This is a genomic window from Streptomyces sp. MK37H, from assembly GCF_018035285.1.
Classification (GTDB): domain Bacteria; phylum Actinomycetota; class Actinomycetes; order Streptomycetales; family Streptomycetaceae; genus Streptomyces; species Streptomyces endocoffeicus.
The window spans coordinates 15315-35540 of record NZ_JAAAYH010000028.1 but is presented as its reverse complement, the minus strand read 5'-3'; the positions used below and the strand labels follow the sequence as shown (position 1 = coordinate 35540).

Genomic DNA, 20226 nt, shown 5'->3' with positions numbered 1-20226 from the left:
GTTTTGTCACGCCCATGATGATCTGTAGCAAGATCACCACAACGGGAACCGAGAAGGTGAACTGACGCTCCGTGACCGGCGTATCCATCTACGGCAGTCATCACTCGCTCGACGTCATCACCGATCGACCACCATCAACCACCGGGGGACCGTCCATGCCCAACTGCCCGCCTCGCGCCGCCGCCCGATCCGGGACCGCCCTCGTCTGCGCCCTCGGCGTCACCCTCCTCGCCCTCGCCACCGCCGGCTGCGAGGACGACACCGCCGCGTCCGGCCGACGGCGGCCCGCGACCCGCGCCGACATGGCGGCCGACAGCGACGGCGGCAAGACCCTCCGGCTCGGCGAGCCCACGTCGGTCACCTACAAGCGCGGCTCGGACCATATGCGCGGCGCCCTGCGGGTCACGGCGGTGAGCGTGCGCAAGGGCACCCATGCCGAGCTGAGGACGGCGGGTGTGGAGCCGTCCGACGTACGGACCACCCAGCCGTACTACGTCACCATGACCTTCGAGAACGTCGGCGAGAACTCCCTCCACTACCCCTTCCTCAACACCCCCACCGGCCTCGAGGACACGAGCGGTGTGGACGACCAGCCGCTCATCACCGGCGACACCGAGGTGACGGCCTGCCCGGGCAAGGACCCGGACGACTTCGCGGTAGGGGCGAAGGTCTCCCTGTGCAAGGTGTTCCTGGTGCCCAACGGCATACGGCCGTCGGTAGTGACGTACAGCACAGGCGATGACACCAAGCGCCCGGTGAGCTGGAAGGTCACGCGCTGACGGCGGCGGGGCCCTCGGCGCGACCGAACTCTCGGCGAACGACCGAGGGCCCGGCACTGAAGAAGTGCCGGGCCCTCGATATCTGAGTAGCGGGGACAGGATTTGAACCTGCGACCTCTGGGTTATGAGCCCAGCGAGCTACCGAGCTGCTCCACCCCGCGTCGGTAGACGTAACTCTACGTCGTTCTCGCCGCTAAGGGAAATCCATACCGCCGCCCCCGGCCGACCACTCAGAAAAGCGCCTCAACCAGGGCCGAGACAGCACCGACGACCGCCCCGTACCCAAGGACCGTCAGCAGCGGCCAGGGAACGGGCCGGGGAACGGGCACCCGCCAGTGGAAGCCGTAGTCCCGGTACTCGGCCATGCCCTCCGTCCCGGGCAGCACCATGAACCGGGGCCGGACCGTGCAGAACAGCCACCAGTCCAGAACCACCAGGTCGAAGACGACGAGCGCGAGCCAGACGAGGGCCCCGGACAAGAGCGCGGGACCCCCGGCTAGCCGCCACCGGCTCATGGCACCGCAGCATCGGTAACCACTCCACTCCGACGGCCCGTCCGGGCATTAGTGGAGCGTTAGCCGTACGGCGGTAGATCATCAGCGATGACCGACAGCCTTGTTCTCACGAGCCCGAACCACCACATCACGAGAACGGGGAAGACCATGTCGCACCGCACCGCCCTCCGCCACACCCGCCACGCCCGCCACGCCCGCAAGGCCGCCGCCGCCATGATCATCGCCGTGGCCGCGCTCGGGCTCACCGCATGCCAGGACGGCGAGACCGGCTCCTCGTCCTCACCCTCCACCTCCGCCTCCGCGAGCGCCCCGCAGTCCCCCGCATCCACGGCGAATGCCCAGGACCAAGCCAAGGACTCCGCCAAGGGCACCCCGTCAGGCACCCCCAGGAAGTCCGGGATGCGCTGCACGGACCAGATCAACTACGCCGGGGACTCCCGGTCCAACGCCGAGATCAACTCCATCGGCGAGGACACCGGCTACTGCCCGGAACCGGAAAAGACCGACACCCCCTCGGGCACCCCCAAGAAGCCCGACGTGAAGTGCACGGACCAGATCAACTACGCGGGCGACTCCCGGTCCAACGCCGAAATCAACTCCATCGGCGAGGACACCGGCTACTGCCCGGAACCGGAAAAGACCGACACCCCCTCGGGCACCCCCAAGAAGCCCGACGTGAAGTGCACGGACCAGATCAACTACGCGGGCGACACCAGGCCCAACGCCGAAATCAACTCCATCGGCGAGGACACCGGCTACTGCCCGCCGGTCCAGAAGTGAGTTCTCGCGGTGACGCCGGTCGGCGGCCACGGCCACGGTCACGGTGTGGGCGGCGTCGCCCGTACCAGACCCGTCTGGTAGGCGATGACCACCAGTTGGGCGCGGTCGCGGGCGCCCAGCTTCGTCATCGCGCGGTGGATGTGGGTGCGCACGGTCAGCGGGCTGAGCGTGAGGACCTCGGCGATCTCGGTGTTGGACCGGCCCTCGGCGGCCAGGCCCATCACCTCGCGCTCGCGGACGGTGAGCTCCGACAGGCGCTGCGGGGGCGCGAGGTGGGCGTCGGGGGCGGGGGACATGAGGAAGTTCGTGATGAGGGTGCGGGTCGCGGCGGGTGACAGCAGCGCCTCGCCGGAGGCCACCGTGCGCAGTCCGGCCAGCAGGGTGTCGGCGGTGACGTCCTTGCCGAGGAAGCCACTCGCGCCGGCGCGCAGCGCCTGGGCGACGTAGTCCTCGGTCTCGAACGTCGTCAGGATGAGGACCCGGGTGGCGGCCAGCTCCGGGGCGGCGCAGATCGCGGAGGTGGCGGCGAGACCGTCCGTACCCGGCATCCGGATGTCCATGAGGACGATGTCAGGGTGGTGGGCGCGGGTCAGCTCCAGCGCCTCCGCGCCGTCCGACGCCTCCCCGACCACCGTCATGTCCTCGCAGGAGTCGATCAGGATCCGGAAGGTGGCCCGCAGCAAGGTCTGGTCATCGGCGAGCAGCACCCTGATGGTCATGACTCTTCTCCTCCCGCTGGAGCATCTGTGGCGCCTACGGCCGCTTCGGGTGCCGAGGGTGCCGAGGGTGCCGAGGGTGCCGAGGGTGCCGAGGACTGGAGCGGCAGCGCGGTGGTGACCTCGAAGCCGCCCTCCGGGCGGGGTCCCGCACAGAGCTCGCCGCCGATGGTGCGGGCGCGTTCACGCATCCCCATGACGCCGAAGCCCCGGCCCGGCACGGCCTTGGCGGTATCGGCGGCCTCGGCGGCATCGGTGGCCTCGGCGGCTCCGGTGGTGCCGGTGGTGTCCGGGCCGTCGTTGCTGACCGTGATCAGCAGGCGAGATCCGGAGTAGGCCAGACGTACCTGTGCGGAGTCCACGGCGGCGTGCTTGGAGACATTGGTGAGCGCCTCCTGCACGATCCGGAACGCGGTCAGGTCCACCCCGGGGGAGAGCGGGCGGGGCTCCCCTGTCGTGCTGACCGTGACGGCGAGCCCCGCCGACGCGCACGCCGAGACCAGTTCGGGCAGTCGGGCGAGGCCGGGAGACGGCTCCAGCGACGCGGAGGCCGGGTCGTCGCATCGGCGCAGCAGTCCCAGCGTGGCCTTCAGCTCGCGCAGCGCGGAGGACGTGGTGCCGGTCAGATCGGTGAGGATCTTCTTCGTCTGCTGCGGACTGGTGAGCGCGAGATGGGCGGCCGTACCGGCCTGCGCGTTGGCCAGGGCCATGTGATGGGCCACGACGTCGTGCAGCTCGCGGGCGATCCGCATGCGCTCCTCGGTGACGCGCAGCCGCGCCTCCTCCTCCCGGGTGCGCTCGGCGTGTTCGGCGCGGGCCTGCACCGAGGCCAGGTAGGCGCGCCGCAGCCGGGTCATGTTGCCGGCGGCGAGCGGCAGCAGCAGCCAGAAGAAGGGGCCGATCGTCCGGAGCACCAGGGACAGACTGTCCATGGAGTCGGAGACCGCTGACGCGGTCATCAGCGCCGCCATGATGGTGACGCCGAAGACGCGTGTGGTCTTGCGGTCGGTGAGCATGGCCAGCCAGTAGAGCGCCGCCATGACGGGTCCCAGCAGCAGGGGGGTGAGCAGGTACCCCAGCCAGATCGCGATCACGGTGCAGACCGCGGTCACGACGACCGCGGTGCGCGGATGGCCGCGGTACTTCAGCAGGGCGAGGCAGGACACGCCCATGAGGACGGTGGCGGTCTTGTCCTGGTCGGGTGGCTCGGCGCCGGGCATGGTGAGGTTGCTGCCGAGGACCGCACAGCCCATCAGCGCCAGGACCAGCACCACGTCGATGACATGGGGGTAGCGGTCGGCGTACTGCTCGAAACGGTCCGTGTAACGCTCAAGGCTGGTGCTCATCGGCTGGGCTCTCCGCTCGGTGCTGTGGGCCATCGTGACCGATTCGGTGCTCTGTGAGCCACTGTGACGGATTCGGTGCTCTGTGGGCCGCCGGGACCGATTCGGTGCTCTGGAGCCACCGCACTCGTTCCCCGCGCGGACCGCCGCCGGGGCCGCCCATGTCGTTCGCCACGGGCGGCCCCGGCGGGGGCGGGTCGGGCCGTCGATCAGGTGCGGGCCACTTCCCGGCCGGTCGTCCCGGCCGGTTCCGGGTCCGATCCCGCTCCCGCTCCCGCTTCCGCTTCCGCTCCCGCCTCCGCTTCCGATCCCGGTCCCGCTCCCGGTCCCGGTCCCGCTTCTGACCGGCGGCCGAGCGCCTCGCCCTCGACGTCGACCTTGGGCAGCAGCCGGTCCAGCCACTTCGGCAGCCACCAGGCCTTGTCGCCGAGCAGGGCGAGCACGGCGGGCACGATCGCCATCCGTACGACGAAGGCGTCGAACAGGACGGCGGAGGCGAGCCCGAACCCGATCATCTTGACCATGGAGTCGCTCTCGCCGACGAACCCGGCGAACACCGCGATCATGATCAGCGCGGCGGCCACCACCACGCGCGCGCTGTGCCGGAAGCCGGATGTGATCGCCTGGCCGGGCCGCTCGCCGTGGACGTACGCCTCCCGCATCCGCGAGACGAGGAACACCTCGTAGTCCATGGCCAGGCCGAAGATGATGCCCACCAGGAAGATCGGCATCAGGCTCATGATCGGGCCGGTCTGCTCCACGCCCAGGAGTCCGGCGCCGTGGCCCTGCTGGAAGACGAGGACGACCACGCCGAGGGAGGCCAGCACCGACAGCAGGAAGCCGAGGGCCGCCTTCAGCGGGACGAAGAGGGACCGGAAGACCACCAGCAGGAGCACGATCGCGAGGCCCACCACGACGACCAGGTAGGGGATCAGCGCGGCCTGCACCTTGTCGGAGACATCGATGTTCAGCGCGGTGGTGCCGGTGACCTCGAAGGTCGCCCCGGTCTCGGACTCGACCCCGGGTCGCTCCCCCCGAATGGTCGTGACCAGGTCCTTGGTCCTTTCGTCGGTCGGCGCCGTGGACGGCACGACCTGGAAGACGGCCGTGTCACCGGCCTTGTTGAAGCGGGCCGGGGAGACGGAGACAACACCCTCGGTACCGCCGATCTCCTTCGCGACCGTGTCGGCGGCGCCCTTCGGGTCGGTGTCCCCCTTCGCGTCCACGACGACGGTCAGTGGCCCGTTGAAGCCCGGCCCGAAGCCCTCGGCGAGCGCGTCGTAGGCCCGACGCTCGGTGGTGGAGGTCGACTTGGCCTCGTCCCCGGGCATGCCGAGTTGCAGATCCGTCATCGGCACCGCGAGGGCCCCGAGGCCCACCACGCCGAGCAGCAGTACGGGCAGCGGCCGCCGCAGCACGAACCGCGCCCAGCGGCTGCCCCCGTTGTCCCGGGTGCCCTCGTCCTCGATCCGTCCGCTCCGGCGGGCCCGCCGCTGGAGCACGGCGTTCGGCCAGAAGCCGAGGAACGCCGGGACCAGCGTCAGCGCGACCAGTACGGCGACGACGACCGCGCCCGCCGCGGCCAGGCCCATCTTGGTGAGCATCGGGATGCCGACCACCGCGAGTCCGGCCAGCGCGATGACGACGGTGAGCCCGGCGAACACGACCGCGGAACCGGCCGTGCCGACCGCCAGACCGGCCGCCTCCTGCGGCACCCGGCCCTTGGCGCGCTCCTCGCGGTAACGGGAGACGACGAACAGGGCGTAGTCGATGCCGACCGCGAGACCCAGCATCATCGCCAGGGTGCCGGTCGTCGTGGACAGGCCCAGCGCCTCGGACAGGGTCAGGATGGTGGCCATGCTCACGCCGACGCCGATGATGGCGGTCAGCAGCGGCAGTCCCGCGGCGGCCAGCGAACCGAAGGTGACCAGCAGCACGACGGCGGCTATCGCGACACCGATCACCTCGGCCGCACCACCGGGCCCGGCACCGTCGTCCATCGCGCTTCCACCGGCCTCGACGGTCAGCCCGGAGTCCTGGGCCGTGTGGATGGCCCGCTCCAGCTCGTTCTTGCTGGCGCCGGTGAGGTCGTTGGCGGCGACCTTGTAGGTGACCGTCGCGTACGCCGTCGTGCCGTCCTTACTGACGGCCTTCGCCTGGAACGGGTCGACGGCGCTCGCGACCTGTGCCCCGTCGCCCAGATTGGCCACGGCCTTCTCGACGGCCTGCCTGTTCTCGGTGGCGGTGACCTTCTCACCGCTCGGCGCGACGAAGACGACCCGGGCGGTCGCGCCATCGGCGGAGGCTCCGGGGAAGCGCTGTTCCATCAGGTCGAACGCCTTCTGGGACTCGATGCCCGGCATCGAGAACTCCTCGTCGGAAGCCCCCGAGGCCTTGAGCGCGCCCAGCCCGACGGCGGCCAGGACGGCCGCCCAGACCAGAGCGACGTACCAGCGCCGCCGGAAGGCCAGACGGCCCACTTGGTAAAGGAATGTAGCCACGACAGGAGGTCTCCACATCTGGTGCCGACTGTCCGCATCTGGTGCCGACTGTCGGCATCTGGTGCCGACTGTCCGCCCAGACTCTCCGGGAGCGGGCCGTCCTGTCGTCGTGCGCCTGCCGACATTTCGCGCTACTGAGAACGCAGTACACACCGGCCGATCGGGTCCGCCGCTGGTACGACACACCCGCCCGGGTGGCGGCAATGGCCATCGACCGCTGTTGTCACCGCATAGCGTGCGTGATCGCGCGAGCATGCGCGCCCGGCGGGCGGAGGGCCCACCGGGCGCGCGGAGTGTGGAACGCAGGGCTTACGGGTGGTACTTCTCCTCGACCGTCTCGGCGGCGCCGGACTTGGGGTTCATGGTGACGCGGACGGTCACGCTGTTGGTCTTCGCGGCCTTCTCCAGTTGCTCCACGGTGCACTTGGAGGTGCCGTAACCGTCGTCGCCGATGGACACGGTGCCGCCGTCGTCGGAGCAGATCGCGGCCGCGCCGAGGATCCGCGTGGCGTTGGAGATCAGGAATGCCTGCTCCCTGTTGCCGCTCTCGGGCTTGACGGTCAGCTTGCCGGGCGCGAGGTACTTCAGTGTGCCGACGTACGTGCGGTGGTTCCCCGCGTTGGCGGCGCCGCCCCCGGGGGCGGCGGACCCACCACCGGTACCGCCACCGTTGCCACCACCGGTGCCGCCACCGGTGCCGCCACCGGTGCCGGCGGCGGGTGGCGCCGTGTCGGTCTTGCCGCCGTTCTGGCCCTGCGAACCGGAGTTGTCCGAGGAGGAGCCGTTCGTGGGCTGGGCCGAGGCCGAGGAGCCGGAGGAGTCGGCCCCGGAGTCTTCCGGCCCGCAGGCCGTGGCCCCCAAGCTCAGCGCCGCGGCGGCGACAAGGGCGGCGGCGATACGGCGGCCGGCGCGGCCGCGAAAGCGGTTGGTGGTGGTGGCGGCGGTGTTCATCGTGACCTCTTCGTTGCTGTGTTCTGTCGTCTCGCTCCCGGACGACAATCAGCTTCGAAGATCGCGTTGGCGTTCCACTAAGATCGCGTTGGCGTTCCGCTAACGGACAACTAATCCCGTGCAGCGGCGGCGCAACCAGTAGCCCCAAGGCCAGGACCTGCCGAACTGGGGCCTCATGCCATGGCTGTCCTCGGGTAGTGCGGACGGAGGCCGGCCGCGAGGATGCGGTCGAGCATCCGATCGGGCAGTACCCGCGACAGGCGTGTGATCAGGGCCGCGTCACGGCCGACGGTGTAGCGGGTGCGAGGCTTTCCGGCGGTCACGGCCTTCGCGATCAACCGGGCCGCGCCGTCGGCGGGCCTGCCACGTTTTATGTGGGTGGCGGAATGCGCGTTGGTCGCCTGGATCAGCCTTCCGTAGCGGTCCCGCTGCTCCGGTGACATGGCAGCGGCCAGCCGGTTCGCGGTGGTGATGAGCCGGTCCGACATCTCCGTACGGACCGCGCCGGGCTCGACGACGACCACTCGCACGCCCAGCGGCGCCAGCTCCCGGCGCAGCGAGTCGCTGACCGCCGCGAGGGCGAACTTCGTGCCCGCGTAGGGGCCGTACGTGGCCATGGCGACCCGCCCGCCGACCGAGCTGATGTTGACCACCCGGCCCGAGTGGCGCAGCAGCGCGGGCAGCGGCGCCTGGGTGACGGCGATGTGGCCGAAGAGGTTGACCTCGAACTGCCGGCGCCACTCGCTCAACGGCAGAGCCTCGACAGGGGAGTTGAGCTGGATGGCGGCATTGTTCACCAGCGCCCGCAGCGCACCCGCCCGCGAGTCATCGTCGAGGCGGGAGGCCAGCCGCGCGATGTGGTCCGGCCGCACCCAGGACGAGTTCCTCGCCATCGTCGGTGATCTGGTCGGCGAACGGCACGCCCGGCGATTCGCGGCACTGCTGCTGACCAGCACGCATGGCATGACGGGCATGGAGGTCAGTGGGCACCTTCCCGCGGAGAAGTGGCACGTTTCGGCCGAGGAACTCGTCTCGACCCTGGTGTCCATGATCGACAGGCAGACCCGAAGCGAGTAGCGGTACCCGAGAGCTGCCGGCTGACCGAGGGCGGCCAACGGTCGAGCGAATTATCTGTGGCCGGAGAGGAACACAATGAGCATTGAGCCCTCCACCCCATTGTGCGAAACGGCGTTTTATGACCTCTCCCAGAGGTCGATACGGTCGGATTCATGGAGTGGAATTTTCTGACGGCCGAAAAACTCGCGGCTGCCTTGCGTGCCGGTGAAGTGACCTCGGCGGAACTGACCGACGAGGCGATCGCCCGTATCGAGCGGGACGACAAGGCGATCAACGCGATCTGTGTGCCGGACTTCGACCGTGCACGGGCCGCCGCGCGCGATGCCGACCAGGCGCGCGCCCGCGGTGAGGACCGGCCGCTGCTCGGCATTCCGGTGACGGTCAAAGAGTCCTACAACATCGCCGGACTGCCCACGACCTGGGGCATGCCGCCACACCGGAACTACATACCGGCCGAGGACGCGGTGCAGGTGTCGCGGCTCAAGGCCGCGGGCGCGGTGGTGCTTGGAAAGACCAATGTGCCCTTGGGGCTGCAAGATGTGCAGAGCTTCAACGAGATCTACGGCACCACCAACAACCCGTGGGATCACGGTCGTACGCCGGGTGGATCCTCCGGTGGATCGGCGGCGGCCCTGGCGTCCGGATTCGGCGCGCTGTCCATCGGTTCCGACATCGGCGGTTCGTTGCGCACCCCCGCGCATTTCTGCGGTGTCTACGCGCACAAGCCGACGCTCGGGCTGGCGGCGAACCGCGGTATGGTCCCGCCGCCCGCGCCGGCCTTGCCGGTCGACCTCGACCTCGCCGTCGTCGGTCCGATGGCGCGCACCGCCCGCGACCTCACGCTCCTGCTCGACGTCATGGCCGGACCGGACCCGCTGACGCTCGGCGTGGCGCACGATGTGACGCTGCCGCCCGCGCGCCACGAGCGACTCCGCGACTTCCGGGTCCTGGTCCTCGACGAGCATCCGCTCATCCCGACCGGGTCCGCTGTGCGGGCGGGCGTGAACCGGGTGGCCGACGCGCTCGCCGACGACGGCGCCCGCGTCGAACGGCACAGCCCGCTGCTGCCCGATCTGAGCGAAGCCGCGGTGCTCTACATGCAGTTGCTGTTTTCGGGCTTCAGTGCGCGTTTTCCCGCCGAAGCGTATGAGCAGCTACGGACCCGCGCCGCCGGACTGGGCGCGGACGACCTGAGTCTCGATGCGGCGCGGCTGCGCGGCATCGTGTTCAGCCACCGCGACTGGATCGAGGCGGACAGCCGTCGCGAGCTCCACCGCCACGGCTGGCGGCGGCTCTTCGCCGAGTTCGACGCCGTGGTGTGTCCCATCACGCCCACTCCCGCGTTCCCGCACGACCACAACCCCGATCTTCTGGAACGCCGGATCGACATCGACGGCGCCGCCTACCCGTACTTGGACCAGCTCGTCTGGGCCGGCCTGGCCACCATGCCCGGCCTACCCGCCACCGCCATACCAGCGGCCCGGTCCCCCGAGGGCCTGCCGGTGGGAGTGCAGCTCATCGGCCCGATGCTCGAGGACCGCACCCCACTGCGGCTGGCCGAACTGCTCGAACAGAAGATCGGCGGCTTCCAGGCACCGAAGTAGGGCGTAAGCAAGTGGTTCGACCGCAGCCGCTGTGTGTGGTGCATCGACAACCCGTCCAACTCATCCGATCGCCAGGCCCCCTTCTCCACACCTTCTGGTCCGCTTTGAGTACGGGTACTCAGGCATGCGAGGGCTGGGCTGTGCATGGTGAAGCCATGTTGAGCAGCAGGTTAGGCCGCTGGGCAAAGGGCATCGTCGTCTCGGCGGCCGCGGCCCATGCGACGTACTGGGTCTGGGAATCCGCCGAGCGGTGGGAGTCGGAAGCGCAACAGGCCAATCCGGACGCGGGTATCGGCGCAGGGTTCATCGAAGGGGCGCTGGCCACACTCGCCTGGCTGACACTGGTGCCCCTGCTGCTGTGGGCAGGGATGCGATTGCTGCGGGAGCGAGACAATCAACTGCTGGTGAGCATGGGATCAGCGATGTGGATCATTCTCGGGACCCAGCTGACCGAGGGCAGCATCAGCAGGATGGAAACGGAGCTGTTCCTTCTCGCGTTCGCCCTGCTTGGCGGCTTCCTGGCACTGTTCCGTCCCACCGCACCAGCAGAGTGATCGCTCCGAGAGCCGATGTCACCGCATACGCAAGAGGCCCCTTCCAATGATCGGAAGGGGCCTCTGAGCTGCTGCGCGCTCGGCAGGATTCGAACCTGCAACCTCTTGATCCGTAGGTTCGGGCAGGGGGCTGGTAACAGCCTCGGCCGTGCTCCGAAGCAGTGCCTGTACTGGGCCCCCGGAAGGCACCGTGTGCCGACGTTGCTGTCAACGTTGCTGTCACCCGCAGCCCACTGACCGTAAGACATTCGAAAGCATCGCCATGGTTTGGATGGTGACTTACCGAGTCGCCAGTCGCTGGGCTTGTGGCCACACATCGATTCCTCAGCAACCGCATCCGCGCGGGTCACGGCCTCTTCGTCCCGAACTACGGGCCGGGCGGTTGCTGAGGTCTGCTGGGCTGGTCAGCCGGTCGGCCGGGGCCGGTGTCGGCCGACTGTGGTTGAGGTGGTTGCTGTACTTCGCTGCTGTACAGCAGCACTGACCAGCGCTTTAGGAGTTCGTCCGGGTGATGCAGCGTTCAGGGGCGCCGCTGCATCTACCTACCGGCGTGGTGCGTAAGCGGCTCTCCTGATAAGGCAATGTGCGCCGGTGTTGCCGTCACGAAGTGCTGTCAAGCTCAGGAGGTCGGCACTGCGGCCAAGCTGGGTCAGCACATGCAAACCGCTGCCGTCACCGGCATTGGGTGCAAAACTGTCTACGGAGTCTTGCTGGCACAGGGGGATGAATGACCGACGAAGCAACCGCATCGGGAGGGGTGCCCGAGCTAGCCCCGACGCGGGGTATCTATGACTGCGACGACGCCTACCGGACACCATCGAAGGCAGATTACGAGCGGCTGTTTGCATCCGGAATCATCGTCCTTGACACCAACGTTCTTTTGAATCTTTACCGCTCCAACGAGCGCACTCGAAAGGACACCTTCACAGTTCTCGGTAAGGTGAGAGAGCGTCTTTGGATACCCCATCAGGTCCTCTCCGAATTTTGGCGTAACCGCGATCTTCCTTCTGTGCGTGGCCACCATAAATCTAAGGCCCGAGACGCCTGTTCCGCCCTCGACAAGACTTCGCGCGCCATGAAGGACGCGCTGGATCGCTGGCTGAAAGACGTTCATCTCGTCAACGATGAGAGAGCAAATAAGCACGTTAATTCGGCCAGGGAATCGGTGGCCAAGACGCTGGCGCAGTTGAAGGAATTTATTGAAAGTCAAGCACAAAAAGATGCCCTGGATGGAACCGCTTCGACCCTTACTGACCCAATCCTTCAGGGCCTAGAGCCCCTTTTGGAAGGGAGAGTCGGAAGTGCTTTCACGGAAGAGGAGCACACGAAATCCCTCACCGAAGCTGCCCGGCGGGCTAACGAAAAGATCCCGCCGGGCTACGAAGACAGCGAAAAGGATCCGAAGCGAGCGGCCGGTGATTATCTGGTTTGGGCGCAGCTTCTCAATGAGGCCGAACAGCGCGGGCAGGATGTTCTTCTTGTCACCGGAGACGTAAAGGAAGACTGGTGGGAGTCACTTGACGGTCGCGGCCTTGCGCGGCCGAGAACTGAATTGCGAGTCGAGCTAAGAAGGCGAGCGGGCGTTGATCTGTATATGATGACGCCAAGTCAGCTACTTACTCAAGCTGATCGCGTATTTGGGCTGAAGGTTGACGAGCGGTCCGTAAACGACCTGGCCACGAGTGAGGCAGTCGAATCGGCAAAGTGGTTGCCTAAGTCCCTGATTTCGACCATTCCTTCGCTTCTGTCGCAGGCGCACGACCGAGCCGCTCGGGCAGCAAATTCTGTGAGCGTGAAGAATTCGCCCTATGGGCAGCTTGTCCAAGCCGCCTTCTTGGAGGCTATCAACGATGCCGTGAACGCTCTTGGCGGGACCTCTGCTTTCGTGAACGGTGAGACATACCCTGTTATCGGCAATCGCCTGCTTGTCCCGTTTCGATACTCGACTCACTATTCGAACATAGATCACGCTCTGAGATACCTGAACAACCAGAAACCCATACGGCACACCCTAGCTGCCCTCCTCAGGCAGCCTGAAGCTATGAATTTCTCAGAAATCCGCCTGAAATCGGAGGTGTCAGGCCTAATGAGCCCGCTTAGTCCTGACGTTAGGCCCATGTTGATTCTGTTTACGTCAAATGCAGAGGAAGGAGTCCGGCAAGCCTACTTGGCAACGCTGGTGATTGACTACAGGGGTGAATTGGATTTCGAGTACGTGCGGGAGCTTTGAAGCTCCATCGGGAGTAGTCCCAATTCGGGTATAATGACCCGGTCGCGCAATGTAGGGTTACGCGTCTCCTCGACCAGCCGGTTTCAGACTGAGATCGGGTCGGATGGCGTTGAGTGCCGCGATGACGGCAGTGGCCTCTGGCTTCCTGTCAGCCTTGCTTGGGTGAGCTTAGGAGAGGGCCCCAGCGGCGATTCGCGCTCCGTTTGGCCTACCCTGCTCATCATGATCCGAGCTGTGGTTTTCGATGTCGGTGAGTGCCTGGTCGATGAGACGCGCGAGTACGGCACGTGGGCGGACTGGCTGGGGGTGCCCCGGCACACGTTCGCGGCGATGTTCGGTGCCGTGATCGCTCAGGGGCGGGACTACCGCGAGACGTTCCAGGTCTTCCGCCCTGGCTTTGATCTGTACGAAGAGCGGGAGAAGCGGGCCGGGGCCGGCCAGCCTGAGCACTTTGATGACAGCGATCTGTACGCGGATGTCCGTCCGACGCTGGCGGCGCTGCGGGAGGCTGGTCTTTGGGTGGGTATCGCGGGCAACCAGACGGTTCGGGCCGGGGGCATACTGCGCTCGCTCGACCTCCCAGCCGACTTCATCGCCACGTCCGACGACTGGGGCGTGTCCAAGCCCGATCCGGCGTTCTTCTCTCATGTGGCGGACGCGGCTCCCTGCCCGGCCGAGGAGATCCTTTACGTCGGTGATCGGCTGGACAACGACATCCGCCCGGCGGACAAGGTGCGCATGAAGACGGCGCTGGTCCGGCGTGGTCCGTGGGCCACGATCCAGTGGGACGAGCCGGATGCCGTCGCGGTGCCGACCTTCCGCGTGCGCAGCCTTGCCGAGTTGCCGGGGTTGGTTGCCAGTCTCAGCGCTGAAGAGCACTGACGGTCGTTCCCCAGCCGTACATCCGGTCGTCCAGGCTGCGGACGTACGGTTCGTCGCGCCATGCGTGCAGCCGCTTGCGGACGTCGCGTATCCGGTCCATGCCGACGGCGTACCAGGTCACGCTGAGCTGATCGAGCGCTTCGTTGGCCCATCGGCAGGCTTCCTCTGGCCTACCGGCTGCGGCTTCCACGGCGGCCAGGTCGCCGAGGATGATGGTCCGCTGCTTGCCGTCGTCGGCAGGCAGGTTGTCAAGGACTCCCAGCAGCGTGGCCCGAGCCTGGGCCGTGTGTCCGGCGATCAGCTGGGTGTTGCCTTTGAACGCGGCGAGGCGGACGGGGCTGAACCAGTCCATCCACACCGGGCATGGCTCGTCCGTATCGCCTTCGGCCAGTACGCCTTCGGCGTGGGAGATCAGGCGCAGCGCTGTACGGGTGTCGTTGCACCGTGTCATGCACTCGGCCTCGACGGCGTCAAGCCAAGCGAGCATCATCGCGGGGGCGTTGCCCCTGCGGGCGTACGCACGGGCAGCAGACATGCGCTCTTCGGCGTCTTCCCTATGGCCCTCCCAGCCTGGGATGAACGCGGTATGCGCCAGGATCGCCGCTCCCAAAAGCGCGTCGTCGGCTTCCCCCGCGGCCTGGAGGCCACGCACAAACGCGTTGTTCGCGGCATTGGGCTGCTGGAGGTCGAAGAAGTCAATACGTCCGGCCAGAAGGTAGGACTCGGCGAGTGCGGCGGCCAGGGCCGTACGGCAGCGGCCGGACGTCTCACCAATGAGCGCTGTGCCCAGACGTGTGTGCTCCACAACGGTGGCGTGGAGTTGGGAGGGCTGCACGGACCAGTACAGGCGTCGGTGAGCGGCCGTGATCGCGGCGAAGTCACTGCCTACCGTGGCTGGTTGCGTGGCATTGCTCGCGGTGGGAAACGGCCCGGGAACGGGGCCGATCGGGGGCGCTCCCGATGCTGCGACGGGCCGTCGACTGGCACCCTCCCGCGTCGAACTCGTGCCGTCCCACGGGGCGGTGAAGCCCAGTTCCTCGATGGACTGGCCCAGCAGATGCGTCAATACCCGCTGAACGTCAGGCTGTGGCCATGGTGGATTCGCTGACTCCCAGCGGCGGACTTGGCGCACGCTGATCTGCAACGACCGTATGCCGAGCTGAGGAGCGGTGTTACGGATGGCCTCCGCCAACGCTTCCTGAGACGCGTATCCCGCCGCCTGCCGGGCGGCCTTGAGTCGAACGTTTCCCACTGGCCTGGGCACTGGACTTCCTCACAGTTTCGATGGGGCTGGTCAGCTCCGCCAACGGTAGCTTTGAAGGGCCCATTTGGGGACCCTCACCTTCCTGACCTCGCCATCAGGTCCCATAGAAGTCCTCTTTAAGTCCTCTAAGCGGCCTTCATTGGGACGTCCTGTAACCCCACCATGTCTAAGGCCGAACAGACAGCAAACATGCGGGGTGAAGGCCATGAGCGCGGCGGTGCAACGCGCAGGCGAGCAGCAAGACGAAGTGGACGTCGAGGAGATCAAGAGGACGATCGTCAACGCCTTAGTGACGCGGACGGTACTGCCGCCGTACGAAGAACTGCGCGACCTGCACAAAGCGTTGCTGGGGCACATTCATACGTTGATGCCGCTGGCAGAGACGCGGATCGACCGTCTGAACCGGGCCACTGTGGCCTGGTACTCGAAGCGCAGCAGGTTGAACACCATCCCGCATGAGGTGCGTCAGGGGCTGGGCTCCGGCTTGCGGTCGGCTGAGTGGCACGTTCGGAGCTTGGGCTACACGTGTCAGTTCCTGCTCAACAACTCCGGTCTCGCCCAGGAAGGTGACGGGTGACCTAATGACCGGGCGGGAGCTGCTGCCCATGGGAAGGACCCGCAGCTCCCGCCCTCCCTGGGCGCGGTGACTACGCGGCGACAACGCCCCGTTCGCCTCGTGGATGTCACCCACCACGCCCAGGAGCGGCGGACACTGCCCCGTCCGCCGTCAGCGGTCCGGCTCCCCATGCCCGCGCCCAACAGACGATCCGCGAGGCCGGGAGTCGGACCGCACAGCAGAACAACCGCATACGCAAAACCGGGCTACCCCTCAAAACCCTGGCAGGCCAAGGGGTAGCCCGGTGGGAAGTCCGTGATCAGGACCCCGGTGCCGATGGTACCGGGGTGGTTGTCGTACTCGTTTCGACGCCGCCCATTTCCAGGTGAGTTCAGGCGGAGCAAAGGGGTGGTGACGAGTGCGAGGCAGATACGGAGTGGCGGGCTCGATGGTGGCGGTCACCAGAGCGTCTACGACACGCAGGTCGGCCACCGCGATACGGAAACCGACGCGGAGCGACCACGATGGCCTGAGCCACCGCGCGGCAGCAGCTGCTCCCCGCCCGCCAGGACCGGGCAGTTCGGTCTGCTCACGCGCTCTCATCCGTGACGGCGACAGGACGGCGGCCGGCCGTACCGGGCCGGGGCCGACGATCGACATACCCCCGGCCGGGCACCCCTCCCCTCCCCGCTGGCCGTTCCTACGCGCACAACGGCGATGGCCGCAGTCGGCGGACGGCCGGTCATGTAAACCGCTCCGCGTAGCCGCCCCTCGACGGCTGGCAGGACTGGGCATGTGGCCTTGGCCGTGTTGCTACGTCGACGCGTCCACTGCGGTCGGCAGGAGCTCTGTGGGAGCTGTTCCAGATGCTGACTGCGCTAGGTGCGCTGCTGGTGCGGAGTGGCGCGCTGAGTGGCACGGGGGCGCCGCTGAGCGGGGCGGCAGACAGGAGCGGGCGGCGGCCACGGGCCGCCAGCGCGCGCGGCCCGCGCAAGCGGGCCGCCTTGATCCAGTAAGGAAACTCTGAACAGCTCGCACCAGAAGATCGCCGGAGGATCGCAATGCAGGATGCGCGCGACCAACGCGCAGACGACAAGGGGGAACTGGTGCTGACCGAGCAGGAGCGGGCGCTGCTGGCCGAGATCGCGGCTATGGCTGAGCGCCTGCGCGGTGAGCTGGAGGAGATTCGCGCTGAGGTGGCGGAGATCCAGAAAGGACGCCCTACGAGCGCTGCTGCGATTTCAGTTCGGCGACTTCCCGCTTGAGAGTCTGGACTTCCGCGTTCAAGGCTCGGAGCTGGTCACGGACAGCCTGAAGGGTTTCGATCAAGGCCCCGTCTGCCTGAGCGCTGCCGGGGTCCGAAACCGTTCTTGCCTGCACCACCGGACCTGACACAACTCCCACGACCGTGTTGGGTCCGAAGTCTGCGACATAGCTGCCACGCCCCTGCACTGTGTAGATCAAGCCTTCTTCGCGGAGCACGCGCAGGGCGCTGCGGGCGGTCATGTTGGCGATGCCGAACCGCTCTTGCAGCTCGCGATGCGAGGGGAGCTGTTCCCCCGGCTTGAGCTTGCCCGCCTTGATCTCGGCCCGGATGGCCTCGGCTGCCTGCTGATACGGCGGGCGGGCGTCGTGCGTCGACGGCGTCATGGTCCCAGGGTAGCCGTGTTAGCCCACCTAACACACCCAGACCCTTGAACTCCCATAGCTAGCTCGCTTGACCTAGCTAGCCTGGCTAGGTCATAGTTGTGACCCGATCGCACAAGCGGTCGGCCACGAAAGGGAGTTCGAGCATGGCTATGACCCGTATCCGCGTGGGGCTGCTGCCCTCCACTCAGTTCATCGCTGGCACCCTCCCGGTGCCGAAGATCAAGGACCCCAACACGGGTGAGGTCGCCACCGACCGCGACACCGGGGAGACCCTGCACACCCTGACCGTCTTCCTCATGGAAGAGGGCCGCGCCGAGCAGATGAAGATCACCGTTCCCGAGAGCGGCCTGCCGGGTGGTCTTCAGCCGGGGATGCCGGTGCGGGTGGCGGAGCTGTTCGCCACTCCGTGGGCGCGGCTCTTCAACGGTCAGCTGTCCGATGGCGTGGCCTACCGGGCGGCGTCGCTGGAGCTGGTCAAGTGACGGCCGCCACCCCTGAGCCGGTCTATCCGGTCGAGCCGGAGAGCGGGGATGACGATTCGCGGTTCACCAACGGCTTGCTCTTCGACGTGGCCAAGGTGATCGAGTCGCATGGTTACCCCAGGCTCGCATCGGGCCGTGACCTGCTGGAACTGCGGATATCCCTGTACCGATTCCTCTACACGAACAAGGACGTGCTGTGACTGTGCAGGAGGTGTTCGGGTCTGCCCCGGCTGTTGCCGGGGCGGCCTTGGCCCTGATCGGCATATGGGCCCTGTGGTGGCTGGTGCGCTATGTGCGTGCCGACACCATGACGCGGGCGAGCATCCGGCAGGCCATCGGTGTACGGCGGCGGTGGCGTCGGCTGGCTCCGATGGTGGGGCTGTCGGTGACCGACAAGACGCCCCCGGCGGTGATCGTGGCGCCGGACGGGAAGGTGCCCAAGCCTCGCGTCCTGATCCCGAAGATCCGGGTGACCGCCGACCGGTACGGGGTGCTGGTGCACGCGGTGTGCCTGCCGAAGGTGGGTCTGGCGGAGTTCCAGCGGGCGGCGCCGTATCTGGCTGATGCGTGGCGGTGCACGCGGGTGTCGGTCCTCCCGGACCAGCCAGGGTCACTGGTGATCCGTGGGGTGCGGATTGATCCGCTGATCGTTCCCACCGAGCACATCCCTACCGGCACTGTGCCGGAGGAGTTGGCGGTGTGGGATCTGGGCGTGGACGAGTACGCGCAGCCGGTGAGCGTGAGCCTGGCCAACGTGCCGGGCGTCACCGTGGCCGGGTTGCCCGGGTTCGGTAAGACGTCTCTGGTCAACCGGTTCATCTGCGATACGGCGCCGTCCGGTGCGGTGCAGTACGCGGTGGCGGACGGCAAGGTGACCTCGTCCCATGAGGGGGACTACGCCGATCTGACCGAGCGGGTCTTCGCGTTCGTCGGTGACGATCTGGAAGAGGCGAACGCGCTGTTCTCGCGGTTGGTGAAGCTGCGGCGGGACCGGTCGGCTTCCATCCGGGCCCTGCTGGGCGTGAAGAACATGTGGCACGTCGGGCCCTCGGCCGCCTGGCCGTTGACCGTGCTCATCGTGGACGAAGCGCACACCTACTTCCGCGACTACAAGGGGTCGGACACCCGGACGAAGAGGCTTGCCGCGCTTGCTGCTGAGAATGCGCGGCTGGTGGAGGATCTGGTGAAGAAGGGCCGGAACGTCGGCATCCTGGTGATCATCGCGACGCAGAAGGCGACCGGGGATGCCATCCCCACGTTCATCCGGGACGTGTGCCCGGTGGGCCTGTCCTTCGCCCAGAAGACCGCCGAAGCGGCCGTGGTCGCGCTGGGGGAGGACATCCGCAACTGGCCGGACGCCAACCCCACCGCACTCCAGGATCCCGCGTATGTCGGTGTGGCCGCCATGGCTCACCAGGGGCGGCCCGGCTTCGCTCGCATCCGCACGCCGTATGTGGCCGACGCGGACGCGGCCCGCATCGCCACCGAGACCGCGCATTTGACCCGCGACCCCGCCGAGCTGCTGGAGGAACTGGCGGTCTCCGCGATGCGGGTGGATGACTCGTTCACCAAGCGGGAGGCAGCTTGACCCGTCCCGTCCCCGGCCTGCTTGTCACGAGATCTGGAAGGAGGTGAATCCCTCATGTCCGAGGACCGGATCACTCAGCGCACCGTGACCGTGATCATGGGCATCATCGCGGCCCTGGCCTTCGTCTTCTCCTTCGGCAACGTCTGGGCCCTGGCCCTGCGCCTCGGCGTCCCCCACTCCATCGCGCCGCTGATCGCCCCGATGGTGGACCTGTCCGTCGTCGGCCTCCTGGTCGCCCTGCGGTACCTGTCCCTGCACGGCGTCTCGGCGGAGCAGATCAAGGGCGCTACTCGGCTGATGCACGTGTCCGGGCTGCTGACCCTGGCTCTCAATGTCGCCGAGCCGATCGTTGCCGGGCACTACGGCCGGGCCGCTGTGGACGCGGTCGCCCCGTTGCTCCTGCTGGGCTGGGGAGCAGTCGGCCCGCAACTCCTGCGCCACTTCCACACCGTGAGCCACACCACCCCGACCCCGGCCGAGTCCGCCCCAGACGCTCAGGCCACGCCAGACACTCCGGTCGAGACGGCCCCGGCCCCCGAGCCGGTATCGTCCCCGGCCGCGCGGAAGCCGGAGACTTCCCCGGCGGTCGCGGTGCCCGTGCCGCTGCTGAACGCGGCCCGCACCATCGCCGACACCTACCGTGCCGAGCACGGCGAGCCCATCACCCCAGCTCAGCTCCGGACCCGCCTGGGCGTCGCGTTGCCGCTGGCCACCGCCGCACACGCCCAGCTCTGACCCCATGCCGGCCGTCCCG

At 67.6% G+C, this 20226-nt stretch carries 20 protein-coding genes and 1 tRNA gene; 12 read left to right on the top strand and 9 right to left on the bottom strand.

The genetic code is table 11. From position 1 onward, the window contains the following. Positions 1-71: 71 nt before the first annotated feature. A complete protein-coding gene (locus GWI24_RS06990; RefSeq protein WP_308343528.1) occupies positions 72-779 on the top strand; it encodes a hypothetical protein in 708 nt (235 codons plus the stop codon). 87 nt (positions 780-866) lie between these two features. Here GWI24_RS06990 and GWI24_RS06985 read toward each other — a convergent pair. Together GWI24_RS06985 and GWI24_RS06980 are read right to left on the bottom strand one after the other, a co-directional pair. Then, positions 867-940: transfer RNA gene (locus GWI24_RS06985), tRNA-Met, on the bottom strand. Between the two features lie 69 nt (positions 941-1009). Then, on the bottom strand, positions 1010-1258 hold the full coding sequence (locus GWI24_RS06980; RefSeq protein ID WP_247615994.1) for a hypothetical protein: 249 nt from the start codon (positions 1256-1258) through the stop codon (positions 1010-1012). A gap of 183 nt (positions 1259-1441) precedes the next feature. Between GWI24_RS06980 and GWI24_RS06975 the strand changes: the two genes are divergently transcribed. After that, the gene (locus GWI24_RS06975; protein WP_210945024.1) at positions 1442-2074 is read left to right on the top strand and encodes a hypothetical protein; all 633 of its coding nucleotides are present in this window, start codon (positions 1442-1444) and stop codon (positions 2072-2074) included. 38 nt (positions 2075-2112) lie between these two features. On the opposite strand, the gene GWI24_RS06970 is transcribed toward GWI24_RS06975, so the two are convergent. The 5 genes from GWI24_RS06970 to GWI24_RS06950 form a co-directional block, all read right to left on the bottom strand. After that, positions 2113-2793, bottom strand: coding sequence for a response regulator transcription factor (locus GWI24_RS06970; protein WP_210945023.1), 681 nt, complete (start codon positions 2791-2793; stop codon positions 2113-2115). After that, a complete protein-coding gene (locus GWI24_RS06965) occupies positions 2790-4136 on the bottom strand; it encodes a sensor histidine kinase (RefSeq protein WP_210945022.1) in 1347 nt (448 codons plus the stop codon). Before GWI24_RS06965 ends, GWI24_RS06970 begins: the two co-directional genes overlap by 4 nt. Positions 4137-4342: 206 nt before the next feature. Beyond that, complete coding sequence (locus GWI24_RS06960) at positions 4343-6634, bottom strand: MMPL family transporter (protein ID WP_210945021.1); 2292 nt, start codon at positions 6632-6634, stop codon at positions 4343-4345. A 309-nt stretch (positions 6635-6943) separates the two neighbouring features. Beyond that, on the bottom strand, positions 6944-7585 hold the full coding sequence (locus GWI24_RS06955; RefSeq protein WP_210945020.1) for a hypothetical protein: 642 nt from the start codon (positions 7583-7585) through the stop codon (positions 6944-6946). 173 nt (positions 7586-7758) lie between these two features. Beyond that, on the bottom strand, positions 7759-8457 hold the full coding sequence (locus tag GWI24_RS06950) for an SDR family NAD(P)-dependent oxidoreductase (RefSeq protein ID WP_210945019.1): 699 nt from the start codon (positions 8455-8457) through the stop codon (positions 7759-7761). Between GWI24_RS06950 and GWI24_RS06945 the strand changes: the two genes are divergently transcribed. The 5 genes from GWI24_RS06945 to GWI24_RS06925 all read left to right on the top strand — a co-directional run bounded on the left by GWI24_RS06945 (position 8441) and on the right by GWI24_RS06925 (position 13932). After that, a complete protein-coding gene (locus GWI24_RS06945; RefSeq protein WP_210945018.1) occupies positions 8441-8662 on the top strand; it encodes a hypothetical protein in 222 nt (73 codons plus the stop codon). The genes GWI24_RS06950 and GWI24_RS06945 overlap by 17 nt on opposite strands. A gap of 152 nt (positions 8663-8814) precedes the next feature. Continuing rightward, positions 8815-10266, top strand: a complete 1452-nt coding sequence (locus tag GWI24_RS06940) for an amidase (protein WP_210945017.1) — start codon at positions 8815-8817, stop codon at positions 10264-10266. 155 nt (positions 10267-10421) lie between these two features. Continuing rightward, a complete protein-coding gene (locus GWI24_RS06935; RefSeq protein ID WP_210945016.1) occupies positions 10422-10820 on the top strand; it encodes a hypothetical protein in 399 nt (132 codons plus the stop codon). A 727-nt stretch (positions 10821-11547) separates the two neighbouring features. After that, a complete protein-coding gene (locus GWI24_RS06930) occupies positions 11548-13050 on the top strand; it encodes a PIN-like domain-containing protein (protein ID WP_210945015.1) in 1503 nt (500 codons plus the stop codon). Between the two features lie 222 nt (positions 13051-13272). Continuing rightward, the gene (locus GWI24_RS06925; RefSeq protein ID WP_210945014.1) at positions 13273-13932 is read left to right on the top strand and encodes an HAD family hydrolase; all 660 of its coding nucleotides are present in this window, start codon (positions 13273-13275) and stop codon (positions 13930-13932) included. Here the strand turns inward: GWI24_RS06925 and GWI24_RS06920 are convergent. Continuing rightward, entirely contained in the window at positions 13913-15196 is a 1284-nt protein-coding gene (locus GWI24_RS06920; RefSeq protein WP_210945013.1) for a transcriptional regulator, read from the bottom strand. The two genes, GWI24_RS06925 and GWI24_RS06920, sit on opposite strands and share 20 nt — an antisense overlap. Positions 15197-15401: 205 nt before the next feature. Here GWI24_RS06920 and GWI24_RS06915 point away from each other — a divergent pair, with 205 nt between their 5' ends. Continuing rightward, positions 15402-15773, top strand: a complete 372-nt coding sequence (locus GWI24_RS06915; protein WP_210945012.1) for a DUF6415 family natural product biosynthesis protein — start codon at positions 15402-15404, stop codon at positions 15771-15773. A gap of 1200 nt (positions 15774-16973) precedes the next feature. Here the strand turns inward: GWI24_RS06915 and GWI24_RS06910 are convergent. Further along, the gene (locus GWI24_RS06910) at positions 16974-17402 is read right to left on the bottom strand and encodes a GntR family transcriptional regulator (RefSeq protein WP_210945011.1); all 429 of its coding nucleotides are present in this window, start codon (positions 17400-17402) and stop codon (positions 16974-16976) included. A 143-nt stretch (positions 17403-17545) separates the two neighbouring features. Here GWI24_RS06910 and GWI24_RS06905 point away from each other — a divergent pair, with 143 nt between their 5' ends. From GWI24_RS06905 to GWI24_RS06890, 4 genes are read left to right on the top strand one after another with little or no spacing between them, the layout of a single operon-like run. Then, a complete protein-coding gene (locus GWI24_RS06905) occupies positions 17546-17884 on the top strand; it encodes a hypothetical protein (protein WP_208515119.1) in 339 nt (112 codons plus the stop codon). Then, on the top strand, positions 17881-18084 hold the full coding sequence (locus GWI24_RS06900; protein WP_210945010.1) for a hypothetical protein: 204 nt from the start codon (positions 17881-17883) through the stop codon (positions 18082-18084). Before GWI24_RS06905 ends, GWI24_RS06900 begins: the two co-directional genes overlap by 4 nt. Next, positions 18081-19472, top strand: coding sequence for an FtsK/SpoIIIE domain-containing protein (locus GWI24_RS06895; protein ID WP_210945009.1), 1392 nt, complete (start codon positions 18081-18083; stop codon positions 19470-19472). Before GWI24_RS06900 ends, GWI24_RS06895 begins: the two co-directional genes overlap by 4 nt. Positions 19473-19526: 54 nt before the next feature. Next, positions 19527-20207, top strand: a complete 681-nt coding sequence (locus tag GWI24_RS06890; protein WP_210945008.1) for a DUF2637 domain-containing protein — start codon at positions 19527-19529, stop codon at positions 20205-20207. Positions 20208-20226: the final 19 nt, after the last annotated feature.

Excerpts from the sequence above, each read along its gene's own strand:
- GWI24_RS06955 (WP_210945020.1), bottom strand. The coding sequence starts at position 7,585 with ATGAACACCGCCGCCACCACCACCAACCGCTTTCGCGGCCGCGCCGGC.
- GWI24_RS06935 (WP_210945016.1), top strand. The coding sequence starts at position 10,422 with ATGTTGAGCAGCAGGTTAGGCCGCTGGGCAAAGGGCATCGTCGTCTCG.
- GWI24_RS06925 (WP_210945014.1), top strand. The coding sequence starts at position 13,273 with ATGATCCGAGCTGTGGTTTTCGATGTCGGTGAGTGCCTGGTCGATGAG.
- GWI24_RS06930 (WP_210945015.1), top strand. The coding sequence starts at position 11,548 with ATGACCGACGAAGCAACCGCATCGGGAGGGGTGCCCGAGCTAGCCCCG.
- GWI24_RS06945 (WP_210945018.1), top strand. The coding sequence starts at position 8,441 with ATGTGGTCCGGCCGCACCCAGGACGAGTTCCTCGCCATCGTCGGTGAT.
- GWI24_RS06910 (WP_210945011.1), bottom strand. The coding sequence starts at position 17,402 with ATGACGCCGTCGACGCACGACGCCCGCCCGCCGTATCAGCAGGCAGCC.
- GWI24_RS06915 (WP_210945012.1), top strand. The coding sequence starts at position 15,402 with ATGAGCGCGGCGGTGCAACGCGCAGGCGAGCAGCAAGACGAAGTGGAC.
- GWI24_RS06890 (WP_210945008.1), top strand. The coding sequence starts at position 19,527 with ATGTCCGAGGACCGGATCACTCAGCGCACCGTGACCGTGATCATGGGC.
- GWI24_RS06965 (WP_210945022.1), bottom strand. The coding sequence starts at position 4,136 with ATGAGCACCAGCCTTGAGCGTTACACGGACCGTTTCGAGCAGTACGCC.
- GWI24_RS06905 (WP_208515119.1), top strand. The coding sequence starts at position 17,546 with ATGGCTATGACCCGTATCCGCGTGGGGCTGCTGCCCTCCACTCAGTTC.
- GWI24_RS06940 (WP_210945017.1), top strand. The coding sequence starts at position 8,815 with ATGGAGTGGAATTTTCTGACGGCCGAAAAACTCGCGGCTGCCTTGCGT.
- GWI24_RS06970 (WP_210945023.1), bottom strand. The coding sequence starts at position 2,793 with ATGACCATCAGGGTGCTGCTCGCCGATGACCAGACCTTGCTGCGGGCC.
- GWI24_RS06975 (WP_210945024.1), top strand. The coding sequence starts at position 1,442 with ATGTCGCACCGCACCGCCCTCCGCCACACCCGCCACGCCCGCCACGCC.